Source organism: Endozoicomonas elysicola (assembly GCF_000710775.1).
GTDB lineage: Bacteria > Pseudomonadota > Gammaproteobacteria > Pseudomonadales > Endozoicomonadaceae > Endozoicomonas > Endozoicomonas elysicola.
This window is the reverse complement of the sequence record NZ_JOJP01000001.1, coordinates 501,760-523,263: the sequence shown is the minus strand read 5'-3', so window position 1 is coordinate 523,263 and position 21,504 is coordinate 501,760. Positions and strand designations below refer to the sequence as shown.

The following is a 21,504-nucleotide window of genomic DNA, read 5'->3' as shown; positions in this document are numbered from 1 at the left end:
TAAATGAAAATGCCATTACGTTTTTTTTGAAGATTATATCAAGCAATAGAATATAGCTATGAATAAGCTCAACATATTAATTGCCGGCTGTGGAGATGTTGGTTGTGAACTCGCTCGACAGCTTTTAGCCATGAAATGCTTTAATGTCTGGGGCCTGCGCAGAGACATTTCAAAGCTGCCATCCGGTATATATCCCATTCAGGGCAATCTGTTTCAAAAAGACGATCTTGCCCAGTGGCCAGAGCACTTAGATTATGTTGTCTACTCTGCCGCATCGGATGGAAACTCCGAAGAGCAATACCGACGAGCTTATATTAGTGGCCTCCAGAATATTCTGAGCCGGCTTAAGAAAGATAAGTACAACCCCAGGCGAGTTCTCTTTACTTCCAGCACCAGCACCTTTCATCAAAATGACGGAGAGTGGGTAACTGAAACATCTGAAACCTGCCCCGTGAAATTCAATGGTAAGGTGATGCTGGAAGCGGAAGCATTGTTACGAATCTCTCCCTTCCCAGCAACTGCTATTCGTTTTGGTGGTATCTACGGACCTGGTCGAAACCGTTTGATCAATCGGGCTTTAAAAGGTGAGGGCTGTCCAGAAGAGCCCACAATATACAGCAACAGGATTCACCAGAAGGACTGCGCAGGTATTATTGCTCACCTTATTCGCAGAGACATGGATAACCTGCCAGTCGATAACTTATATCTGGGAACTGATAGCAACCCGGCGACAACCCATGATGTGTTGCAATGGTTAGGCAAGCAGCTTGGAGTATCACTGGATAATGTTAATTATCCATCACCGCCTAGAGGAAACAAAAGATGCTCAAACCAGAGGATTGTTGAAACTGGCTATAAGTTTTACTTCCCTGACTTCAAAACCGGTTATTCCAGCATTCTTAATGACAGACAGTAACTTCCAATTCCAGTTCTGTTGACATAACAGTTACCAACAGAACTGGGTTATCCACAATGAAAAAACCCTGAAATTTCTTTACCCAAGGCTTATTAACGACTTACCAAGATATAATTCACAGAGTTATCCACAGGATATTTGATAATTGGTCATTATTTTTGAACTATCAACTTAAAAATCTTTCTATACGGTTATTGAGCTCAATTTTTTAATCACTGAAAGAGCGTTATCTTGTGAGTACAGTCTTATCAACGTCTGTAACGTCAATAAACACCTTGGTACAAGGCCACAGTTTAGAAAACAGCAGGAACTGTACACCTGAACACTCAGGAAGGTTCGTCAATGAAGTATCCAGAGGACACTGTGAAATAGCAGGGACTACAGCCGCTAAAGGATATGCACAGAGCGAGTTAAATCAAAGCCACTCTGACATTATAGATATGCAATGGCAGAGCCATTGCCAATTCTATTCCGAGTGTTCACACTGTCTAAGGCTCCAAACCAAACCCAGTATCGACAGAGCTACTCTACCGGTTGTGATTATTAACACATCGGAAAGTTGCAAAAGAATCAAACCAAAAAGAAATGTGCGTCGCAGGATATTCGTAGAGCCCCTGACTGAAGATAATCAGGAGCTCATCGCTGAAGAAGCTTATTTCAGTTCCAGAACAGCCTCAACTTCTACCGGAACACCTTTTGGCAACTCTTTGACACCAACAGCTGCACGGGCAGGATAAGGCTGCTTAAAGAATTCAGCCATAACCTCATTAACTTCAGTAAAATTCGCCATATCGGTAAGGAAAATCGTGACTTTGGCAGCATCATCAAGAGTACCTCCAGCTGCCATGGCAATGGCTTGAAGGTTTTCAAAACAGAGGCGGGTTTTCTCTTTAAAGCTTCCCTCCAGTAATTCCATGGTTTCTGCAACCAATGGAATCTGCCCTGAGATGTATACAGTAGTTCCTGCTTTTACTGCTTGCGAATAGGTGCCAATGGCCTGAGGCGCCTTATCAGTATTAATCGTTTGTCGGTTACTCATCGATCTGCTCTCTTAAATTTGGGAATCAGAAGCCCTGGGGAATGCCCTCAGCCCCCATGAAAAAACAGAAAAAGAAGACACCCGATACTAGGGTGTAAACATTATTTTTCAAGGATTAAGAGCAATATTTACCGGACAGTGACTACTATTTTTTAGCTGCGATGAGTTTGAAGTATTTCTTGAAGACTTTGGTTAAAAAACCTTATGAGTCACGACGTCGTCGAATAATGGAGTGAACTCCCTTGATTACTCGTAGTCGTTTAATAATTTTTGCCAGATGCACCCTATCACGAACACTCAGCAGGAGCTGTACAATACTGCATCGAGAGTCCTGCTCTAACATACTGATCTTCTCAATATTCCCTTCAACTGCAGTAATCGCTGTGGCCAGAGAAGCAATCATGCCGCGATGATGTTCCAGCTCAACACTGAGTTCCACAGTAAATTCACCAGACACTTCTTTATCCCATTCGACTTCCAGAACCTTCTCAGGATTATGTCGAATCTCAGAAACGTTTGGACAGGAGTCCGTGTGGATAACAATACCCCGACCAGAGCTGACATGACCAACAACAGGGTCGCCCGGAATGGGATAGCAGCATTTTCCAAAGCTGATAACCATGCCTTCCGAGCCACGGATAGAGAGTGGCTTTTCACTGTTGGAAAGGTCAAGCTGACTTTTATTCTCTGGAAGACTGCCTGGTTCAATCAGAATTTTGGCGACGATATAGGCCATACGATTACCGAGACCAATATCTTCCAGAAGCTCATCAAGGTCATCCAGGCTAAACACGGATAACTGCTTGCGAATGACCGGTTCACTGATTTGCTCCAGGCTGCTGTCAAAACTGACCAGCGCTTTGTTCAACAAACGTCGGCCTAAAGCGATAGACTCATTTCTGCGCTGATTTTTGAGGAAGTGGCGAATATTAGATCGAGCCTTACCCGTCACAACGAAATTCAGCCAGGCGGCATTCGGTCTTGCTCCAGGAGCTGTGACAACCTCAACCGTTTGACCACTCTGCAACGGCTGACTGAGAGAGGCCAGACGTTTATTAATACGACAGGCTACGCAGGTGTTTCCCACATCTGTATGAACTGCATAGGCATAATCAACTGCTGTCGCACCTTTAGGCAGTTCGAGAATATGCCCCTTGGGAGTAAAGACATAAACCTCATCCGGGAAGAGATCGATTTTAACGTTCTCAATAAACTCCAGAGAGTCTCCCGCATTTTTCTGCAGTTCCAGTACACCTTTGAGCCATTGTCGAGTTCTGGCATGGCTGCCTGATAAGGCCTCCTCTCCAGATTTATAAAGCCAGTGGGCAGCAATGCCATTGTTAGCCATATCCTCCATTTCCTGAGTTCGGATCTGGATTTCTATGGGAACACCATGCATACCAAACAGTGTGGTATGAAGTGACTGATAGCCATTGGCTTTCGGGATAGCAATATAATCCTTAAACCGCCCTGGAATGGGTTTGTAAAAGTTATGAACAATCCCAAGGGCCCGATAACAGCTGTCGACTTTATCCACAATGATTCTGAACGCAAACATATCCATGATGTCATCAAAGGACTTGCGCTGGTTCTTCATTTTACTGTAAATGCTGTACAGGTGTTTTTCCCGCCCAACAACCCTGCCTTTAAGACCTTCTTCTTCTAATCGGGCAGCTATCGCCTGCTGAACCTGACTGACCAGGTCTTTACGATTACCACGGGCATTTCGAACTGCCTGCCGAATCAATCGGGCACGCATGGGGTACATGGCAAAGAAGCCCAGATCCTCCAACTCTATTCTAAGAGTATGCATGCCAAGGCGATTGGCGATAGGGACATAAATATCCAGCGTTTCCTTGGCAATGCGCCGGCGTTTATCAGGCCTCAACACTCCCAAAGTGCGCATGTTATGAAGACGGTCTGCCAGCTTAACCAGAATGACCCGAATATCCTTGGCCATGGCCAAAGCCATTTTCTGGAAGTTTTCAGCCTGGGCTAACGTTTTGTTTTCAAAATTCATGTGGGTCAGCTTACTGACCCCATCCACAAGGTCTGCAACCACATCGCCGAATTGCCCGGCAATATCCTGCTTTTCGATACCCGTGTCTTCAATGACATCGTGCAGCATGGCCGCCATCAGGCTCTGATGGTCCATGTGCATGTCCGCAAGAATGGAGGCTACTTCAAGGGGATGAATAATGTATGGGTCGCCACTTCGGCGTGTTTGTCCGTCATGGGCCTGCTCAGCATAATAGTAGGCCCGACGAACCAGGTTGACCTGCTCGGGGTTCAGATAGGACTTCAAGCGGCCGGCAAACTCATCGATGGTCAGCAAAGTCCGCTCCTTACGCGCAGCTCATCCATTGCACCTTCTTATCTTCTGAAGCTTCTTATCTAAAAGATAGTACGAAGGTAAAACGCTTATTGTTCTACACCAGCCAGAAACATTGCTGCTTCATCGTCATCAACTGTGCGGTCATCAACGGAAAGAGAGGTCACCAACCCTTCTGCAATTTCACGCAAAGCAACCACGGTTGGCTTATCATTTTCCCAATCAACCTTGGGGTCTTTACCACCAATCGTTAGCTGTCGGGCACGCTTGGAAGCAACCATAACCAACTCAAATCGGTTGTCTACATGATCCAGACAGTCTTCTACAGTTACTCGAGCCACATTTTACTCCATCAATTAGTACTAAATGCCGGTTTGCCGGACCCTTTAGTGTACTTTACGACCTATAGCCAGACAAGCTTTAGCACGGTTAGTGTTTGCTCCATTGAGACTGCAGATTATAGTATCCATAAGCATTACCAAAGCAGATAAAAAGCACCTGCCTTAAAATAAATTACCCTTCGGCCAAAAGCCTGGAATTAATACTATGGTCAATACCTCTAAAAGCCCTGAAAGTACAAAGAAAATCAACGATCTTCGCAGTGCAATGGCAAAGCATGGTATCGACGCCTGGATCATCCCCTCTTCTGATGCACATAACAGTGAATATGTTGCCAAGCATTGGGAAGGGCGTGCCTGGCTTTCTGGCTTCACAGGATCCGCAGGCACCATCGTGGTGACAAAAGATAAAGCAGCCCTGTGGACCGATGGTCGCTATTTTATTCAGGCAGAAGAACAACTTGGAGGTTCAGAAGTCACTCTGATGAAAGATGGTCAGCCTGGGGTTCCCTCAATGGCTGAATGGGTAACAGGGGAGGTTCGTGAGCAGGGGTGCATAGGGTTTGATGGCGCAACATTAAGCCTCAGCAGCATCAGAGGCCTTGAAAAGAAGCTGACCACTAAAACAATTACACTGAAAGCTGACAGAGACCTGCTGGATGATATATGGGTTAGCAGACCCACACTTCCAGCAGAACCCGTTTTTCTTCACGAAGAATTATACGCTGGCAAAAACCTCTTAGAGAAAGTCACTGAGGTGCGGAAAATTCTCAAGGAAAAGGAAGCTACAGAGCTTCTCATCACCACACTGGATGACATTGCCTGGCTATTCAATCTAAGAGGTTCTGATATCGAGTGTAACCCCGTCTTTCTTGCTTACGCGCTGATTTCGCAAGAGCGCATAACACTGTTTACCAACAAGGACAGAATAGAAGCAGATGCCTTGTCAGCACTAGCGAAGATTGGCGTAGAGCTGGCTGACTATGATGAGATTCTGGAAGCACTATCCAACCTTCCTGATAGCTCCCAGCTGATGATTAACCCCGCCAATACCAGTTTTAAGCTGGCATCCGTTATCCCTTCATCAGTAACCCTTATCGAAGACCGGCTGCCGACTACTGACCTCAAAGCCATCAAGAACGGTACCGAAATTAAGCGGATGCAGGAGTGTCATCGTCGGGACGGCGCTGCAATGGTTCGCTTTATCCGCTGGCTTGAGAACAATATCCCCACAGGAACGCTAAATGAGCTCAATATTGACGAGCAGCTGCTTCAATTCCGCTCAGAGTCCGAGTACTTCAAAGGAGTGAGCTTCCCTTCTATCGTCGGTTACGCAGGACATGGAGCTATATGCCACTATCGAGCAAATAAAGAGTCTGCTTATAACATTGAAAGCAAAGGGCTGCTGTTAATCGACTCCGGTGCTCAATACCCCGATGGCACAACGGATATAACCCGCACTTTTGCCTGTGGCGAGATGACCGAAGAGGAGATGAGAGACTATACCCTGGTGCTGAAAAGCCATATTGCTTTAGCGACTGCCAAGTTCAAAGAAGGAACCCGGGGTATTCAGCTGGATGCGATCACCCGTCAGCCATTATGGAGCGAGGGCATCGACTTTAACCATGGTACTGGACATGGGGTTGGCTACTTCTTGAACGTGCATGAGGGTCCCCAGAGTATCAGCCCAAAATGGTTTGATGTTGCTCTGAAGCCCGGCATGCTGATTACCAACGAGCCTGGCATCTACCGTGATAAAAAGCATGGCGTGAGATTGGAAAACATTATGCTGGTTACAGAGGATATAGAGAGTGAGTTTGGAAAATTCTATAAACTTATACCCATGACGCTAGCGCCTTTCGATACTCGACCACTGGTCAAAGATCTGATGACAGCTCCAGAAATACAATGGCTAAATAACTATCACTCAATTGTTGAGCATGAGCTTTTACCGTTGATGAAAGGTGATGAACTCAAATGGTTGAAGGAAGCAACAAAGCCCATATAAAGGTCATACATAGTCTCTGTGAGAGCCTGTACCCGGAAGATCAGGCTCCTTTTTTAATTTTTCCAGAAGTTCAGAAGTCATCAGCACACGCGCCTGCTCATCATACCCTGGAGGAAAGTTACTAGTAGCCGGTAGGTTAAATGGATCTTTCTTCCTGGATTTACTGGCACTTCGATGTGATTTGCAATATTCAGAAAAAGAGCGGCTCGCCCCTTGCTGTATAGGCCCACATATTTCCTCGAGATTTTTCCAATCGTCACTTCCCTGAAACAATCTCCGGTAGTTATTAAGTCCAGCCTTTAATACCTGTCGACACTGATTTTCATCAATAAGGTCAATGTGGTTTGGGTTCATTAACAAGGGGGGAGGGAAACCAAAGCGGGCAAACAAATAATGAATCAGTAGATTATTAGTTCTACCATTTCCGTCCATGAATGGATGCACTTGAGATATTTTTGGTAAGAACTCACTAAGGCTATCAATGAGTCCATTTAACTGATCTGAGCGGTTATGGCTCTCAACCAATAACTTCGCCAGACTATTATTCAATTTATTTATCAATCCTTCTGAAACTTTTTTTAATTGTTTTTTAAACTCTTTTTTTTCGTACTCATTAAATTCATCAAGTTTTACAGTATCAGGATTACAACATTCTAAAAATTCTGGAATTTTTGGAGATACCGCTGTAAAAGTAAGTTGACACGATGTGCTGTCAGATAAACATCTTACCTGATGCTCATCCATTCTTTTTTTTATATATTTAGCCTCAGTATTTTTTGTTTCTATTTCAAAACCACACTGATATGTCAATTCATAATCAGAGCTTCCACTCATATATGAATTCTTTTCTTCTAAATCATTTTTATATTGAAGCGCACGTGAGATTCCTTCGGAGGTATGGTGCTCAGATTTAAACTCAGAAAAAACAGACCTTAGAGACCCGGGTTTATGATCAGACAATGTCTTCAGAACATTGGATGTTAATATCTGATTAAGCTTCAAGTACATACCCCAATGAACAACCGGATTGCTATCTCCTGCATCAGAAAGCAGCTCCAGGATATACTCCATGCCTTTACACCATGCCTTAGTGCACCCTGTTTCACGAGCGTCATACTCTTTTGGTGACACACCATCATGGATAATTTGTTTCGGATCTGCAAAGAATAATATCAGATATTGAGGTGGAATATTTTTGAAATATAAGATCCCTTGCTTTGCCAAAGGTTTCGATAAATGAATTCTAGGAACGAAATCACTTTGCCTGATTATTTCAGGACCGCCTGTCTCCTTTTTAGTGTATGGAGCTAACTTTGCTCTTGCATTTTTTCTAGATCGTACATGTCTTGCCCCAAATAAAACAATTTCGCTCTCAACCCCATCTAACCGAGAATCTGTAGCCAAGCAAGCAGGTTTATTATCAGCTCCGAGAATGACTGAAACTGAATTTGAAATAGAGGGGGTATCAAACAACATTGTATCTATCAATTTGAGTAAAATGCTAATTCTAGACAAAAATGGAGAAACTACTAGTTTCTAGTGAATTTAAAAACAGTACGACTTTCACGAAGCATGAGAACCAAAATATTGACTTGGGGAACGACCAACAAGCTCCTTTTCCCGAAACAAACACCAGCAACACCCAGAGTTCCTTAAGTTAAGGATAAGCTGATTCTCACCATTGCTAGTAACGAGACATGATTTTAGCACTACTGTCTTTTAAACATTCATTATCACTGATCGTAAATCATGAGAAATTTGGCGAATAGAAACCAATCATAACCAGGTTGATGAAGGGCCAGAGAGTCCCTTTCTTACTTCGTTTTTTTCCTTTTCAATAAGCTCTGTAAAGAAACGGATTAGCATTTGAACAGAGCTACCTTGACCAATTTCCTGCACATCTTGATTTTTTCCTATTGCTTTCTTTAATAAATCAGTAACAGAAATCTTACTAGTTTCTTTTTTCCAACGCTTTGCTTGACGTAATGCACTGTTTCTAACAAAAGGAGATTCTGTGCCTTCAGGTAAAATCAGGCCATCCCTGATATCCATTTCAAGTGCCTTTTCTCCAAGGCACCTAATAAGATCTGCTTTATCAACTTTCTTTCGCTCCTCTACAGGGAGCTTGTTTAATAACAGGTTCGCCCACTCTTCGACTTCTGTACCATCAGGAAGATCCACATCTTTAATACTTATTTGAATTGACTCTAAATCAACATCATTACTTGTATTTGTCTCATTATGAACATCCATGACTGAAACCGGTTCGTCTAAAACCAGCTTTTCTGGACCTTCAAGCAGCTTCTTCCTGTCTTCCAAAACTACTGTCATTTCCTCATTTAGCAGCTGTAAAAGACCCATTTTTTTCTCTTTATATACATCCTCTTTTTTAACACCATTTTTCTGGTTGGCTGTATTCTTTGCAATAACCTTTGCCTTACTTTTTAACACTGGTTTAACTTTTGCCATCACTTGCTGGACTAATTTTGATCCAGCATTAGGACCAGTACCAGTTTTTTTATCAAGCAGCTCTTTTAAACCTATTCTAATTTCGGATTTAACTTGATCCATCATGATTCCATAGCAACTATGGAAGAAATCTTTCTGACTATGCATACCGCTATTTTCTTTTTCGACCAGCTTATCACGCTCACTCACGAGATTAGCTCGCTCTACAGTGGCATTGGATATCCTTTCTTCCAGTTTTTCCACTTGTTCTGCTTCTGCTTCTGCTTCTGCTTCTGCCAATTTTGAGTTGAGTTCTGCTAGCCTACTGTCTAAATTACCAATATCAACATTGTATTTATCCACAGATATGACTTGCGTATTCAAACAAGTACCAAAAAGAAAATCCCTGTCATCAGGGATCATAAGCCCAACGGAAAGAACTGCCGTGACCTGACCATTAACCAATTCAGCTGAAGATCTTTCCAAAGCACTCTGCATTTGTAACAAGAGCTCTGCGGTCAAACCAATCATCTTTTTTCTATCACTAACCTTTTCTGCTGGAAATTCAAAGCTCATAACTTTTGCAGATAATGTCAGGGCATCAAGATACAGTTTTTCAGATACACTTTGGGCAGGAGGAAAATCTTCAGAATATGAGTTCATGATCTCCCGTAAATACTCACCTATAGCTTTTCTTGCTTCATTAGCAGATTTAGCCTCAACTCCTTTTTGAAAAGCATTAGAAATTGACTCAGGCATTTCATCCGGACTTAAACACTCAACTCCCTGACTGGCAGGCTTTACTGATTGATCAGCTACATCATCAACAATACCAACAGATCTTGCACTTAATTCAACTTTATTATCCTGAGAGGGGGGGCAGGGACTGGCCTTACATGGGCCATCAGTACGTTGCTCAACTTTGCGCTGATTATGCTCTGCTGCCTGACTTTTCTTGGCCTGATGATGACTGGCATCATGCCCTGAAGATCTACCACCCAGTAGCCTGCTAACAGCCATAACATTATTTCCCTATAATGTACCATTTTTTAGATATAGCCTTTTATTAAAAGACTATATCTTTTAACTTCTCAACCAAGAAGGCCTTTAATCAGGTCTTCTTTATAGTGCTGCATCCAATTAATTGATAGACGCTGGCTACGAATAATCGTTTGCAAATCTCGTAAGGCAAGATCAAATTCGTCGTTAATCACCAGGTATTGAAACTCACCATAATGAGACATCTCGCTGACCGCCTGAGACATACGTCTCTCAATGATTGAAAGATCATCAGTAGCCCTGCCGATCAGTCGCTCTCTCAAAGCCTCCAGAGAAGGAGGCAGGATAAAGATTGATACTGCGTCAGGCATCAGGCTACGTACCTGCTGTGCACCCTGCCAGTCAATCTCGAGAATAACATCTTCACCCTTGTTCAACTGCTCTCGAACCCAATGCGCCGAAGTGCCATAGTAATTACCAAACACTTCTGCATGCTCAAGAAACATATTCTTTTCCAACATGTCCTGAAAGCCATCAACAGATGTGAAGTGGTAGTTCACTCCATCCTGTTCACCAGGCCTTATACCACGGGTCGTATGGGAGACAGACACCCGGACATGAGGCGTGGATTCAACCATCGCCTTCACCAGGCTGGTTTTACCAGCCCCGGAAGGGGCTGCAATAATGTAAAGCTTGCCAATATTCATGAACACTCCAGGGTAAGCGCCCTGTATGAAACCTATATCTTATAGAATAAGCCAGGCTAGAGGATTAGCCCTATTCTTTATGCAGGGATAAATTATAAGTCTTTGATTTTAAATTACTTTGCTATTCAATATTTTGAACCTGCTCTCTCATCTGTTCAATAAAGACTTTAAAGTTGACTGCTATCTGAGTCAGCCCTGCATGAATAGATTTGGAAGACAGTGTGTTTGCCTCCCGGTTCAATTCCTGCATCAGGAAGTCCAAGCGCCGGCCCACTGCACCTTGTTTTGAGGACTTGAGTGTTCTGCGCACCTCGGTGATATGGGTTTCCAGACGGTCAAGCTCTTCGTCAACATCCATCTTCTGAGCCAGAATCACCATTTCCTGCTCCAGCCTTTCCGGGTTCAACTCCTGCTTGGCTTCAGAGAGCCGATCAAGAATTTTCTCACGCTGGCTGCGCAGGATTTCTGGCAACAGAACACGCAACTGTTTGACCTCTTCACCCATTTTCTCCAACCGTGCCTCAATAAAAGACTGAAGTTCTCTGCCTTCTCTCTGCCTCATCTCAGCCAGCTGAATAATTGCATCATGAAACCCTTTCACAGCGGCCTTATGTACCACTGTCATCTCGGTTTCTTCCGTCGCCTGAACCCCCGGCCATTGTAGAACTTCAAGAGGGTTTACCGGAGCCACCTGTGAAAACTGAGCCTCAATCTCATGAACTGCTGACCGCAGCTTTTCCAACAAAGCACGATTAAGATCCAGTGCTTGATCTTTCTCAACTAACTGATATTTAAGGCTACATTCAACCTTACCTCTTTTCAGTTGTTTACGGATTACCTCTCTTAACGCAGGCTCTATTTCCCGAGCTTGCTCAGGCAGACGAAAATGTGGTTCAAGATAACGGTGGTTAACGGATCGAATTTCCCATACCAGGCTTCCCCAATCCTCCTGTATCTGAACGCGGGCGAATGCAGTCATGCTGGAAGTCATGAAATACTCTTTTAATCGGTAGGCAATAAAGGCTCATTATTTCAGAAGTTTATCTACAAAACAGCCATGAGAAGAAAATACCACATTTATCCCATACCCTGAAAAACAGCGTCTGAGTCCAAAATAATGAAATTTTCATAATAAACAGACCGACGAAATCAGATTTCTCTAAATACAAGAGTAACTGCAAGGCCTTATAAGACAGTTAAGAATACCGTTGATTTGGTGAAACCCTATTTAATAGCCATGACTTAATGAAACAGTGTTTTCCCGAAAACCCATGGAGCAGTTATAATTCCGCAGATTTTGTAATGCTTATGCTTTTTCAGACATACCAAGGTAATCTCCATGCGTCCAAGCGGAAGAACGGCAGACCAGCTCCGTGATGTAAAAATCACTCGTAACTATACCAAACACGCAGAAGGATCTGTGCTTGTTGAATTTGGCGATACCAAAGTCATCTGTACAGCCTCGGTTGAACGTGGAGTACCCCGATTTCTGAAGGGAACAGGCCAGGGCTGGATTACTGCTGAGTACGGTATGCTGCCCCGCTCGACAACTGAGCGTATGGGACGTGAAGCTTCCAGAGGTAAACAGGGTGGAAGAACCCTTGAGATTCAACGTCTTATTGGCCGTGCTCTGCGAGCAGCAGTAGACATGAAAAAGCTGGGCGAGAATACCATTAATATTGACTGTGACGTCATTCAGGCCGACGGTGGTACCCGTACTGCATCGATTACCGGTGCCTGTGTTGCTCTGGTTGATGCTCTGCGCTATATGCAGGAAAAGAAAATGGTCAAAACTGACCCATTCCTGCATATGATTGCCGCCATTTCTGTAGGTATCTATAAAGGCAGTCCGGTTCTGGACCTTGATTATCCCGAAGATTCCAGTGCTGAGACAGATATGAACGTTGTTATGACTGATGCCGGTGGGTTTATCGAAGTTCAGGGAACTGCGGAAGCCGCGCCTTTCAGCCAGAATGAAATGCTGGCCATGATGGCTTTAGCCCGATCAGGTATTGAGGAAATTATTGAATTACAGAAAAAAGCGTTAGCAGAATGACACTTTACTGCCTGCCCTTTTAATTGATCTATTTTTAATAGAACCCGGTTATATACCGGGTTCTTTTTCTTAATAGGCAGGCAGTATGATTATCTCAATGATCGGCTCCCATGGAACCGGCAAAACAACGCTTTGCAACTCCCTGATCACAAAGCTCGGGAACGAATGGTCGATTTTTGACGATTATTACCGGAAAACAGCACAACAGCTGAGATATAAAACACCGCGGGAAGCAGTACTGGAGAATCAGGCCATCAGCCAAATATCATCTACAGCAATGGCTGGGGCTGCTTTTGGCGCTATGCTTGAATGGCTGGAAAGTATTGAAGGGCATGGCATCATTGATACGGGACCTCCATCAATACTGGCTTATCACCGCTATTGGCTGAAAGTGTGCGACACCCCCATCAGCCCTTACATGCTCAGGCTGGCCAAAACCATAAGCCAGAAGATTGATGCTTTCTGTTACCTACCAATGGGAAAAATCGCCCTTGAGAACGATGGTATTCGCAGTAACGATACTATTTTCCAGAAAGATATTGATCAGTGGGTGCTATGTAATAACACGGATCTTGAGGTTCATGAAAGCAAGGTGCTTATGGTAGAAAGCACAGAAATAGATGAGAGAACCGAGGAGTGTATCAAAATGATCCGTTCACTCCTCAGATATCAGAAAATAAGCAGTTAACTCAGGGGGGGATTACATCCCCAGCTCCCAATCAAAATCAATAATCACCGGTGCATGGGATGAGAACACCTGCCCCTTGTAAATACCACCATTCAGAACTCGATGACGCATTCCCGGAGTGATGATCTGGTAATCAATACGCATGCCCATATTATCGTTGCGTAGAGATTCATCTTTCCACCAGCTGTACTTACCGGCTTCCCTATCTACCTCACGATAAGCATCGAAGAACCCCATATCTCCCAGCAGACCTTCCATCCAGCCACGCTCAGCCTGATTGAATCCAGACACTTCCTGAGCATCACGCCAGTTAGCCACATCAATCTTCCGGTGCGCAATGTTCCAGGTACCACACATAATAAACTCACGACGCTTACGACGCTGCTTACTTAAGTGGTGAGAATAGCCATCCAGAAAGCGATATTTAAAGTTAAGACTGTCTTCATCATCACCTTCTGGCACATACAGGCTGACCAGACTGATCTTGTCAAAGTCAGCCTGAAGGTATCGACCGGTTTCATCAACCTCAGGAAAACCGAGCCCACTGATGATCGCCTTGGGGGCATGACGGGTATAGATCGCTACACCACCACGATCAGTCCGGTTATAACCGCTAAAAGCGTAGCCAAAATAGCCATCAAGGAAATACTGATCCTCAATAACCTGCTCGTCTTCACGAGTATCCTGCAAACAAATAAGGTCCGCATCCTGCTCTAAGAGCCAGTCAAACAGGCCTTTTTCTCGTGCGTTTTTAATGCCTTCACAATTTAAACTGATAACTCTCATCGAATACACCTTGCCTGAGCGCATACACGCACTGACATTAAGCTTGTTACCTCGGCAAGACAGTAACCGGAAAAACAGAAACTGAAGGCCTGCAAAACCACCAGAGCAAATCTCAGCCTGAGAAGCAGCTGCTTTGATCAGGATGAACGACGGCTAAAGTCTAAGTTTTTCAGAGATACGGTTACTAAACCGGGATTAACCCTGCATCAACTGTACGACAGAGTTAGTAAGAGCCCTCACCCCTATTATAAGGCATGATCCAAGTTCTTATGGTACGGTTGAACACAGAAAGTTCGGAATTGTATCTAACAAATGATAGCGGGTCGCCCCCCGTATGTTTATCCGCATAAATCCGGTCTCTACTACAGAGGCCTGCTATTCAAGGCGATAATGAGCGACAGTTTCCGTAATTTTGCATCAGCAGACCTGATAATCACGAATTTTTACACCCTGGCGGAATTTGGCCTGCAAATGGCCAACCAGAACAATATCTGTCTTTTTCACCTCCTGAGCAGTAAATAGCTCTCTTATGGTTTTAAAGTACTTTAGCGCATATAGAAGAAGGCCGTGAATGTAAAAATATGTATTAAATAACGTGTGCTGCAGGGGTTACAACAAGGGTTATTGGTATAAAATACGCAGTCTGACCCAGAATTATGGGCATGTTGCGAACAGGACCCTCCCAATGCATCAGTATCAAAAAGAATTTCTTGATTTTGCCATTGAGCAGCAAGTGCTCCGTTTTGGTGATTTCACCCTGAAGTCCGGAAGAACGTCACCCTACTTTTTTAATGCCGGATTATTTAACAGTGGTGAAGCAATTAGCAAACTCGGCCAGTTCTATGCTGAGGCCATGGTTAATGCGGATCTGGAGTTTGATATCCTGTTTGGCCCTGCCTATAAAGGCATTCCCCTTGCAACATCCACTGCCGTAGCCCTCTTTGAGAAACACAACCGAAATGTTCCATGGAGCTTCAACCGTAAGGAAGCCAAAGATCATGGAGAGGGCGGCAATATTGTCGGTGCACCTCTGAAAGGACGTGTTGCTATCGTCGATGACGTTATCACTGCAGGCACAGCCATCCGCGAAGTAATGACCATTATTGAACAAACCGATGCACAACCTGCCGCCGTTGTGGTCGCTATGGATCGTCAGGAAAAGGGACAGAGTGAACTTTCCGCCATTCAGGAAGTGGAACGTGACTTCAATATTCCAGTTTTGAGTATTGTGTCTCTGGCCAACTTGCTGGAATATAGTGAAAACCATCCTGAAATCCGCCGTTATGCGCCGGAAATAAAAGCCTACAGAGACCAGTACGGAGTATGAGACTCAAACAGCCATTCATACTGTTTCTGACAGGAATGCTGTCTGCGACCGGAGCCGATCAGGCTGCGGCGCAGAGCCTGTATAAGTACAAAAACCACGAAGGCACCACGGTTATTTCATCTAATATGCCCAGTGAGTTTGTTCGTCTGGGTTACAGCATTCTTGACAGAAATGGTCGGGTCGTTGAAACCATTCCCCCTGTTATGACCAGCGACCAGAAAAGTCAGCTGGCAGACTTGCAGTCCCTCCGTGCAGAACAAGAGCGTCAGACAGAGCTGGATCAGGAGTTACTGTTTCTGTATGGAACCCCGGATGAAATTGATGGTGCAAAGAACCGAAAACTCAGCGAGTTCGACCAAAAAATAAGAGAGATGCAAAACCTTGAAGTCATCATGGCCAAGAACATTGATGACAAGCGTTTACAGATTAAAAAGGCTGGTGAGAAAGCCCCGGAATATCTGTATGAAGAGCTGGATAACCTGAAAGACCAGAAGCAAACCTATAAAGACCGAGCGGCAAGTTATAATCGCGAAAAGTCATTGCTGGAAAAGCAATATACAGCGTCCGCTGAACGATTGAAGAAACTGCTAAAGCAGAAAAACCTGAAAGATATTGAAGTGGTTAGCCGTGAGCAACTTATTGGCCAGTGGCGTATTCGCGAAGATATCGCCATGGACTGGAATCTTGATGCCAGCGGCTCCTTTGACTCGTTCTTTCAGCAATTGGGAACACATGCCTCAGAAAAGAGTTTTGGAACCTGGCAGCTCAGCAACAACAGAATCATTCTTCTTATTAATCGAAAGCAACAAAAAGATGCCATCGGTGACGAGGAAAGTAGACGAGTATCACAAGAGAAACAAATTCAAGTTCTAAAGGCTACTGACAGTGAGCTACAACTTCTTATGGATGGTAAAGCCATAAACCTCTTCCGTTCGTAGAGAGACTATTGTCACAGCATTCAATCCAAAATTAGTACTATCGCATCAACCTTGCTGGCAATGTTTGACATCCGTCAAACATTATAATTTCTGAAACCTGCCTTTTATCAACACCCTCATCCCAGCTCTGCTTATTATCGACAGTCAGAAGTAAATCACTTCGGGCTGTTGGCTGTGGTGCAAGCCCTATTAGGCATCACCAGAAGTTATGCTGTTCAAGTAGTTTGTCAATGCCTCTCAACCTAGACCAAACATACAGACTTGCCCCTGCTTATTTTCAGGGTGGGGTTACAAAAATATCTGATCAGATGAGGAATAAGTAAACGTGATCAGTAAAAGAGTGAATCAACTGGTTGTAGCAATTACCCTGGCTACGGCCTCAACCGTTAGCGTTGGTATGTCAACTTTTGGAGCCCACCCCTCCATGACAGAAGATGCTGCAAAATACTTTATGTGGACCCCTGAAGCCCTCCAGCTCTTGAAGGCCGGTGCTGTTTATCCGGACAGGGAGCACAACACAACCGCTCACAATAAGGAGTACTTTCCAGAGCTGCATTTTGATCGTTACCAGAACGAGTCTAATCATGATGCATTTCTAAACGGAGTTACGGCCTATAAAAAGAACTTTGCCAAATCCATCGAGATGGCTAAGAATGGCGATCTGGTTGGTGTTTTTACTCACTTAGGTGGTGCCTTGCATGCTGTTCAGGATTTTGCATCCCACTCAAACTACATTGAGCTCCCTGAAAAAGAGCAGAAAATCATTGATGAAATACTCTTTGGTGACAGGAGCCCAAAAGAGTTGCCCAAATCTGTCAAGCTGACACACTACGATCCAGACATGCCGATACCAGGCATTCCTGAGGGCAGCGACTATCCACACGATATCAAGAGTAAAGACTATCCATTCCGTGGCGATGTTTCCATGAGCCAGTTTGGACCCGATGAAATTGGCTATCAGGCTGCTTTTGACACAGGCACCTATTTTGCCAAAATCGTGCTGACCCGGTTTATGCATGCTCTTGATGAGAAGAGCTACCGACAGGTAACGAATGCAGAAGTATGGAACGTATTCCCTCCTTATCCACGTAACTGTACTGTCGGCGATATCAATAAAACCAGCTATACAGCCATGCGAGGGGACAATGTTGTTTGTGAGGGTAAACCAGATTATACCTATAAGCTGGAAACGGCTCGAAAGGTAGGCATTAATACATTCAATAAATAAAGGAAATGATCACTGAGATTCATGCAAGAAGTTATCAGTGATCAAAAAGAGTCCTTAAAAACAAAGAAGCCAGATGACTTAATCTGGCTTCTTAAAAACTGGTGATTGAACGACGGATATTCTCTCAGTTAACGAAATACCGTTTCAGATAATATCACCCATTGATCTGACCAGTTCTCTGTTGGCTTACGCTTAAACTCACTGCGTACATACTGAGCTATTCGACCTTCTGCTGCAGCCAGTATCAAATTTGCCGTTACACTCACCGTCATACGGGTTCTGACACCTTCTTTGATTTCAGCCTCACGCAACGCCTGTTTAAGCTGTGTTTCCAGACGGTCAAAAAGCTGAGTCACTCGCTGGCGCAAGCGCTCTGTCTCTCCTGCCAGAGCATCCCCCGTCAGAATCCGGGTCAGGCCCGGGTTCTTCTCGCAGAAGCCAATCAGTAACAGCAGGATTTTTTCGCAACGGGTCGCCACCTTCTGCTCTTCTGCAAGAATCAGGGTGATTCGGGAAAACAGAGTTTCCTCAATAAACTCAATAAGCCCTTCAAACATTTTGGCTTTGCTGGGGAAGTGCCGGTAAAGGGCCGCTTCAGAGACGCCCACCTCTTTGGCCAGGGCCGACGTGGTAATCCGGGTACCCGGAGCCGTCTCCAGCATATGAGCCAGAGCTTCCAGAATCTGCTGTTTGCGAGAAATTTTCTGAGACATATCCATTATGAGTACTAAACACTATCTCCGGTGATAAGGGTGCCCACCCCCCGGTCAGTCAACAGTTCAAGCAGAACGGCATGAGGCACCCGGCCGTCAATGATGTGGGCTGTTTTTACGCCACACTTCACGGCATTAAGCGCGCATTGTATCTTGGGAAGCATACCGCCATAAATAGTTCCGTCTGCAATTAATGCTTCAACCTGCTCTGAGTTCAACCCGGTCAGCAGATTGTCATCCTTATCCAGCAGTCCTGCAGTATTGGTTAACAGCAGGAGCTTCTCCGCCACCAGCTCTTCGGCAAGGCGTCCGGCCACCAGATCTGCATTGATATTGTAGGAAGCCCCCGTACCATCAACCCCAATAGGTGCAACCACTGGAATAAAGTCAGAGTTCTGCAGCATGGTGATGATATCGGTATCAATAGACTCAACTTCTCCCACCTGACCAATATCAATGATCTCACGGGCGGTCATTTCCGGTGTCAGCTCAGTAACGACCAGTCGCTTTGCGCGGATAAATCGACCATCTTTACCGGTGATACCAATGGCTCGGCCACCATTGTTATTGATCAACGTGACTATTTCCTTGTTGACCAACCCTCCCAGTACCATCTGCACGACATCCATCGTATTTGAATCAGTGACTCTCATTCCCTGAACAAAGCGACTCTCAATGTTCAGCCGTTTAAGCATGTCGCCTATCTGCGGACCGCCACCATGTACCACCACAGGGTTAATACCCACTGCCTTCAGCAATACAACACCTTGCGCAAAGCTGTTTTTCAGCTCGTCATTTTCCATGGCATTGCCGCCATATTTAACGACGACCGTTTTACCGGCATAGCGTTGCAAATAGGGCAGTGCCTCGGTCAGAACCGTTGCAATTTCCTGAGAGGACAAAGCAGGCTTATCCATTACTCCTCCTGCGGTGCTCTTACTGCTTGAGCATAGTTGTAGTTATTTATTATTGATAAAGAAGACACAGTCGAGACTCACTGTGCCTACCGATCTACAGGTTATAATCAGTGAGTTCCGGAATGTCCAAATCCACCAGCACCCCGATCGCTTTCATCGAAGCTCTCAACAATTTCCAGCTTCGCCTGAACAACGGGAACCAGAATGAGCTGGGCAATACGCTCACCAGGCTGGATGGTAAATGTCGTATTACCCCGGTTCCAACAGGAAACCATCAACTGCCCCTGATAATCAGAATCGATCAAACCTACCAGGTTACCCAGAACAATCCCATGCTTATGACCCAACCCTGAACGGGGAAGAATCATGGCCGCCAGCGCCGAGTCTTCGATATGTATAGCCATACCGGTAGGCAGCAGCTGAGTTTGGCCCGGTTCCAGGGTAAGAGGCTCATCAAGACAGGCTCTAAGATCAATACCTGCAGAACCTTCTGTTGCATATTCTGGCAATGGAAACTCTGTGCCCAATCGCGAATCCAGAATACGAGTCTTCAGTGTTTTCATGTCGTTTAATTCCCTATTTCTTTACCACGAAAATGCCGCTCTCTGAAACCCTGCAACCATTTTCGATATTAGGGGAGTGCAGCATTTTCCGCTCAAGGCTGGTCAGCTGTTTCAGTAGTAGATTGGAGGTGTTTCCACTTTCTGAAACGTCGGGCAACAATTTGCAGCAGCTTGCGCGACACCACTTTTTTCGATGCTCTTGGCAATGGCTCTTCCAGCTCCTCACCAATCACCGTAACCTCATTACTGTCGCTGCTAAAACCAATATCACGATCTGCAACATCATTAGCAACCACCAGATTCATTTTCTTCCGGCGCATTTTATCCGCAGCATAGCCAAGCACATTATGCGTTTCTGCCGCAAAGCCAACCACAAAGGGCGGTGTATCCAGACCGGTTACTGAAGCAATGATATCGGGATTACGTACCAGTTTAATCTCCAGGGTTTCACTGCCATTCTCCGGATCTTTCTTGATCTTTTCTTTGGCCACCTCTGCTGGGCGGTAGTCACTGACAGCGGCACAGCCAATAAAGATATCAACACCTTCAATCCGGTCATGAACCGCCTGATGCATGTCTCTGGCACTGAGCACATCAACCCGCGTCACCCGATCCGGCGTATCCAGATTAACAGGGCCACTGATCAGGGTAACCGTAGCACCCGATTCAATAGCGGCTTCAGCAATGGCATACCCCATCTTTCCGGAGCTGTGGTTGGAAATATAGCGAACCGGATCAATATCTTCACGGGTACCACCCGCCGTGATTAATACGTTTAGCCCGGTGAGAATATCATGGGTAAACAGCTCCGATGTTTTTTCCACAATCAGCTCAGGGTCAAGCATTCGACCCGGGCCGATATCGCCACAAGCCTGGCTGCCATCGCCTGGGCCAAACATCTTGATATTCCGCTCCAATAACTCTTCGCAATTCTGCTGAGTAACACTGTCACGCCACATTCCCTGATTCATGGCCGGAGCGAGACAAATGGGTGCACTTGTGGCCAGACACAGAGTGGTTAACAAATCATCCGCATGACCACCCGCCAGTCTGGCAATAAAGTCAGCGGTGGCAGGAGCAACCAGAACCACATCCGCCCAACGAGCCAGCTCAATATGTCCCATGGCAGCTTCAGCCTTGGTATCCAATAAATCCAGATGAACCGGATTGTGGGACAGTGCCTGCAGGGTCAAGGGCGTAATAAACTCACAGGCTGCACTGGTCATTACCACACGTACATCGGCCCCCAGCTTGGTCAGCAGCCGAACCAGCTCTGCACTCTTATAGGCAGCAATGCCTCCAGTAACACCAAGAACAATGCGTTTGTTGCTTAGCTGTTGCATAGGTTGCAAATTTCCTCAGGGAATTAAACCGGCAATTTTTTGTCTGAGCAGTCATGAACCACTTGATTGAGAATACCCAAGGGATTTGGAGTTGCTACGCGGCAGCAAATGAGCGAAGCCTTTATGCCCTCGGGTACCAGGAACTCAGAAATACCAAG

At 45.1% G+C, this 21,504-nt stretch carries 19 protein-coding genes; 7 read left to right on the top strand and 12 right to left on the bottom strand.

What is annotated here, in order from left to right; all coding sequences use genetic code 11:
• Nucleotides 1-58: 58 nt before the first annotated feature.
• Entirely contained in the window at nucleotides 59-916 is an 858-nt protein-coding gene (locus tag GV64_RS02260; RefSeq protein ID WP_020582116.1) for an SDR family oxidoreductase, read from the top strand.
• Nucleotides 917-1,568: 652 nt separating this feature from the next.
• On the opposite strand, the gene GV64_RS02255 is transcribed toward GV64_RS02260, so the two are convergent.
• From GV64_RS02255 to rpoZ, 3 genes are all read right to left on the bottom strand, one after another.
• Nucleotides 1,569-1,955, bottom strand: coding sequence for a RidA family protein (locus GV64_RS02255; protein WP_020582117.1), 387 nt, complete (start codon nucleotides 1,953-1,955; stop codon nucleotides 1,569-1,571).
• A 202-nt stretch (nucleotides 1,956-2,157) separates the two neighbouring features.
• Entirely contained in the window at nucleotides 2,158-4,290 is a 2,133-nt protein-coding gene (gene spoT, locus GV64_RS02250) for a bifunctional GTP diphosphokinase/guanosine-3',5'-bis pyrophosphate 3'-pyrophosphohydrolase (RefSeq protein ID WP_020582118.1), read from the bottom strand.
• Nucleotides 4,291-4,376: 86 nt separating this feature from the next.
• Entirely contained in the window at nucleotides 4,377-4,628 is a 252-nt protein-coding gene (gene rpoZ, locus GV64_RS02245) for a DNA-directed RNA polymerase subunit omega (RefSeq protein WP_020582119.1), read from the bottom strand.
• A 205-nt stretch (nucleotides 4,629-4,833) separates the two neighbouring features.
• Here rpoZ and GV64_RS02240 point away from each other — a divergent pair, with 205 nt between their 5' ends.
• The gene (locus GV64_RS02240) at nucleotides 4,834-6,633 is read left to right on the top strand and encodes an aminopeptidase P family protein (RefSeq protein WP_020582120.1); all 1,800 of its coding nucleotides are present in this window, start codon (nucleotides 4,834-4,836) and stop codon (nucleotides 6,631-6,633) included.
• A gap of 3 nt (nucleotides 6,634-6,636) precedes the next feature.
• Here GV64_RS02240 and GV64_RS02235 read toward each other — a convergent pair whose 3' ends face one another.
• From GV64_RS02235 to GV64_RS02220, 4 genes are all read right to left on the bottom strand, one after another.
• The gene (locus GV64_RS02235; protein ID WP_081622090.1) at nucleotides 6,637-8,109 is read right to left on the bottom strand and encodes a Fic family protein; all 1,473 of its coding nucleotides are present in this window, start codon (nucleotides 8,107-8,109) and stop codon (nucleotides 6,637-6,639) included.
• Between the two features lie 300 nt (nucleotides 8,110-8,409).
• Entirely contained in the window at nucleotides 8,410-10,101 is a 1,692-nt protein-coding gene (locus GV64_RS02230) for a hypothetical protein (protein WP_020582122.1), read from the bottom strand.
• Between the two features lie 71 nt (nucleotides 10,102-10,172).
• Entirely contained in the window at nucleotides 10,173-10,787 is a 615-nt protein-coding gene (gmk, locus tag GV64_RS02225) for a guanylate kinase (RefSeq protein ID WP_020582123.1), read from the bottom strand.
• A gap of 121 nt (nucleotides 10,788-10,908) precedes the next feature.
• Entirely contained in the window at nucleotides 10,909-11,778 is an 870-nt protein-coding gene (locus GV64_RS02220) for a YicC/YloC family endoribonuclease (protein WP_020582124.1), read from the bottom strand.
• A gap of 348 nt (nucleotides 11,779-12,126) precedes the next feature.
• Between GV64_RS02220 and rph the strand changes: the two genes are divergently transcribed.
• Complete coding sequence (rph, locus tag GV64_RS02215) at nucleotides 12,127-12,843, top strand: ribonuclease PH (RefSeq protein WP_020582125.1); 717 nt, start codon at nucleotides 12,127-12,129, stop codon at nucleotides 12,841-12,843.
• Nucleotides 12,844-12,928: 85 nt separating this feature from the next.
• Nucleotides 12,929-13,531: an AAA family ATPase gene (locus GV64_RS02210; RefSeq protein WP_020582126.1), complete on the top strand. Its 603-nt coding sequence runs from the start codon at nucleotides 12,929-12,931 to the stop codon at nucleotides 13,529-13,531.
• A gap of 12 nt (nucleotides 13,532-13,543) precedes the next feature.
• On the opposite strand, the gene GV64_RS02205 is transcribed toward GV64_RS02210, so the two are convergent.
• Nucleotides 13,544-14,317 (bottom strand): exodeoxyribonuclease III, encoded by a 774-nt coding sequence (locus tag GV64_RS02205; RefSeq protein ID WP_020582127.1) that lies wholly within the window; start codon nucleotides 14,315-14,317, stop codon nucleotides 13,544-13,546.
• Between the two features lie 685 nt (nucleotides 14,318-15,002).
• Between GV64_RS02205 and pyrE the strand changes: the two genes are divergently transcribed.
• From pyrE to GV64_RS02190, 3 genes are all read left to right on the top strand, one after another.
• Nucleotides 15,003-15,644 (top strand): orotate phosphoribosyltransferase, encoded by a 642-nt coding sequence (gene pyrE, locus GV64_RS02200; RefSeq protein ID WP_020582129.1) that lies wholly within the window; start codon nucleotides 15,003-15,005, stop codon nucleotides 15,642-15,644.
• The gene (locus GV64_RS02195) at nucleotides 15,641-16,582 is read left to right on the top strand and encodes a hypothetical protein (protein ID WP_020582130.1); all 942 of its coding nucleotides are present in this window, start codon (nucleotides 15,641-15,643) and stop codon (nucleotides 16,580-16,582) included. The genes pyrE and GV64_RS02195 overlap by 4 nt, the downstream gene beginning before the upstream one ends.
• Before the next feature lie 325 nt (nucleotides 16,583-16,907).
• Nucleotides 16,908-17,810 (top strand): HET-C-related protein, encoded by a 903-nt coding sequence (locus GV64_RS02190; protein WP_020582131.1) that lies wholly within the window; start codon nucleotides 16,908-16,910, stop codon nucleotides 17,808-17,810.
• A 128-nt stretch (nucleotides 17,811-17,938) separates the two neighbouring features.
• Here the strand turns inward: GV64_RS02190 and slmA are convergent, their stop codons facing one another.
• The 4 genes from slmA to coaBC all read right to left on the bottom strand — a co-directional run bounded on the left by slmA (nucleotide 17,939) and on the right by coaBC (nucleotide 21,346).
• Entirely contained in the window at nucleotides 17,939-18,529 is a 591-nt protein-coding gene (slmA, locus tag GV64_RS02185) for a nucleoid occlusion factor SlmA (protein ID WP_020582132.1), read from the bottom strand.
• Nucleotides 18,530-18,537: 8 nt separating this feature from the next.
• Nucleotides 18,538-19,440, bottom strand: coding sequence for an acetylglutamate kinase (gene argB, locus GV64_RS02180; protein WP_020582133.1), 903 nt, complete (start codon nucleotides 19,438-19,440; stop codon nucleotides 18,538-18,540).
• A gap of 107 nt (nucleotides 19,441-19,547) precedes the next feature.
• A complete protein-coding gene (gene dut, locus GV64_RS02175) occupies nucleotides 19,548-20,003 on the bottom strand; it encodes a dUTP diphosphatase (RefSeq protein ID WP_020582134.1) in 456 nt (151 codons plus the stop codon).
• 92 nt (nucleotides 20,004-20,095) lie between these two features.
• Nucleotides 20,096-21,346 (bottom strand): bifunctional phosphopantothenoylcysteine decarboxylase/phosphopantothenate--cysteine ligase CoaBC, encoded by a 1,251-nt coding sequence (gene coaBC, locus GV64_RS02170; RefSeq protein WP_020582135.1) that lies wholly within the window; start codon nucleotides 21,344-21,346, stop codon nucleotides 20,096-20,098.
• Nucleotides 21,347-21,504 lie beyond the last annotated feature (158 nt).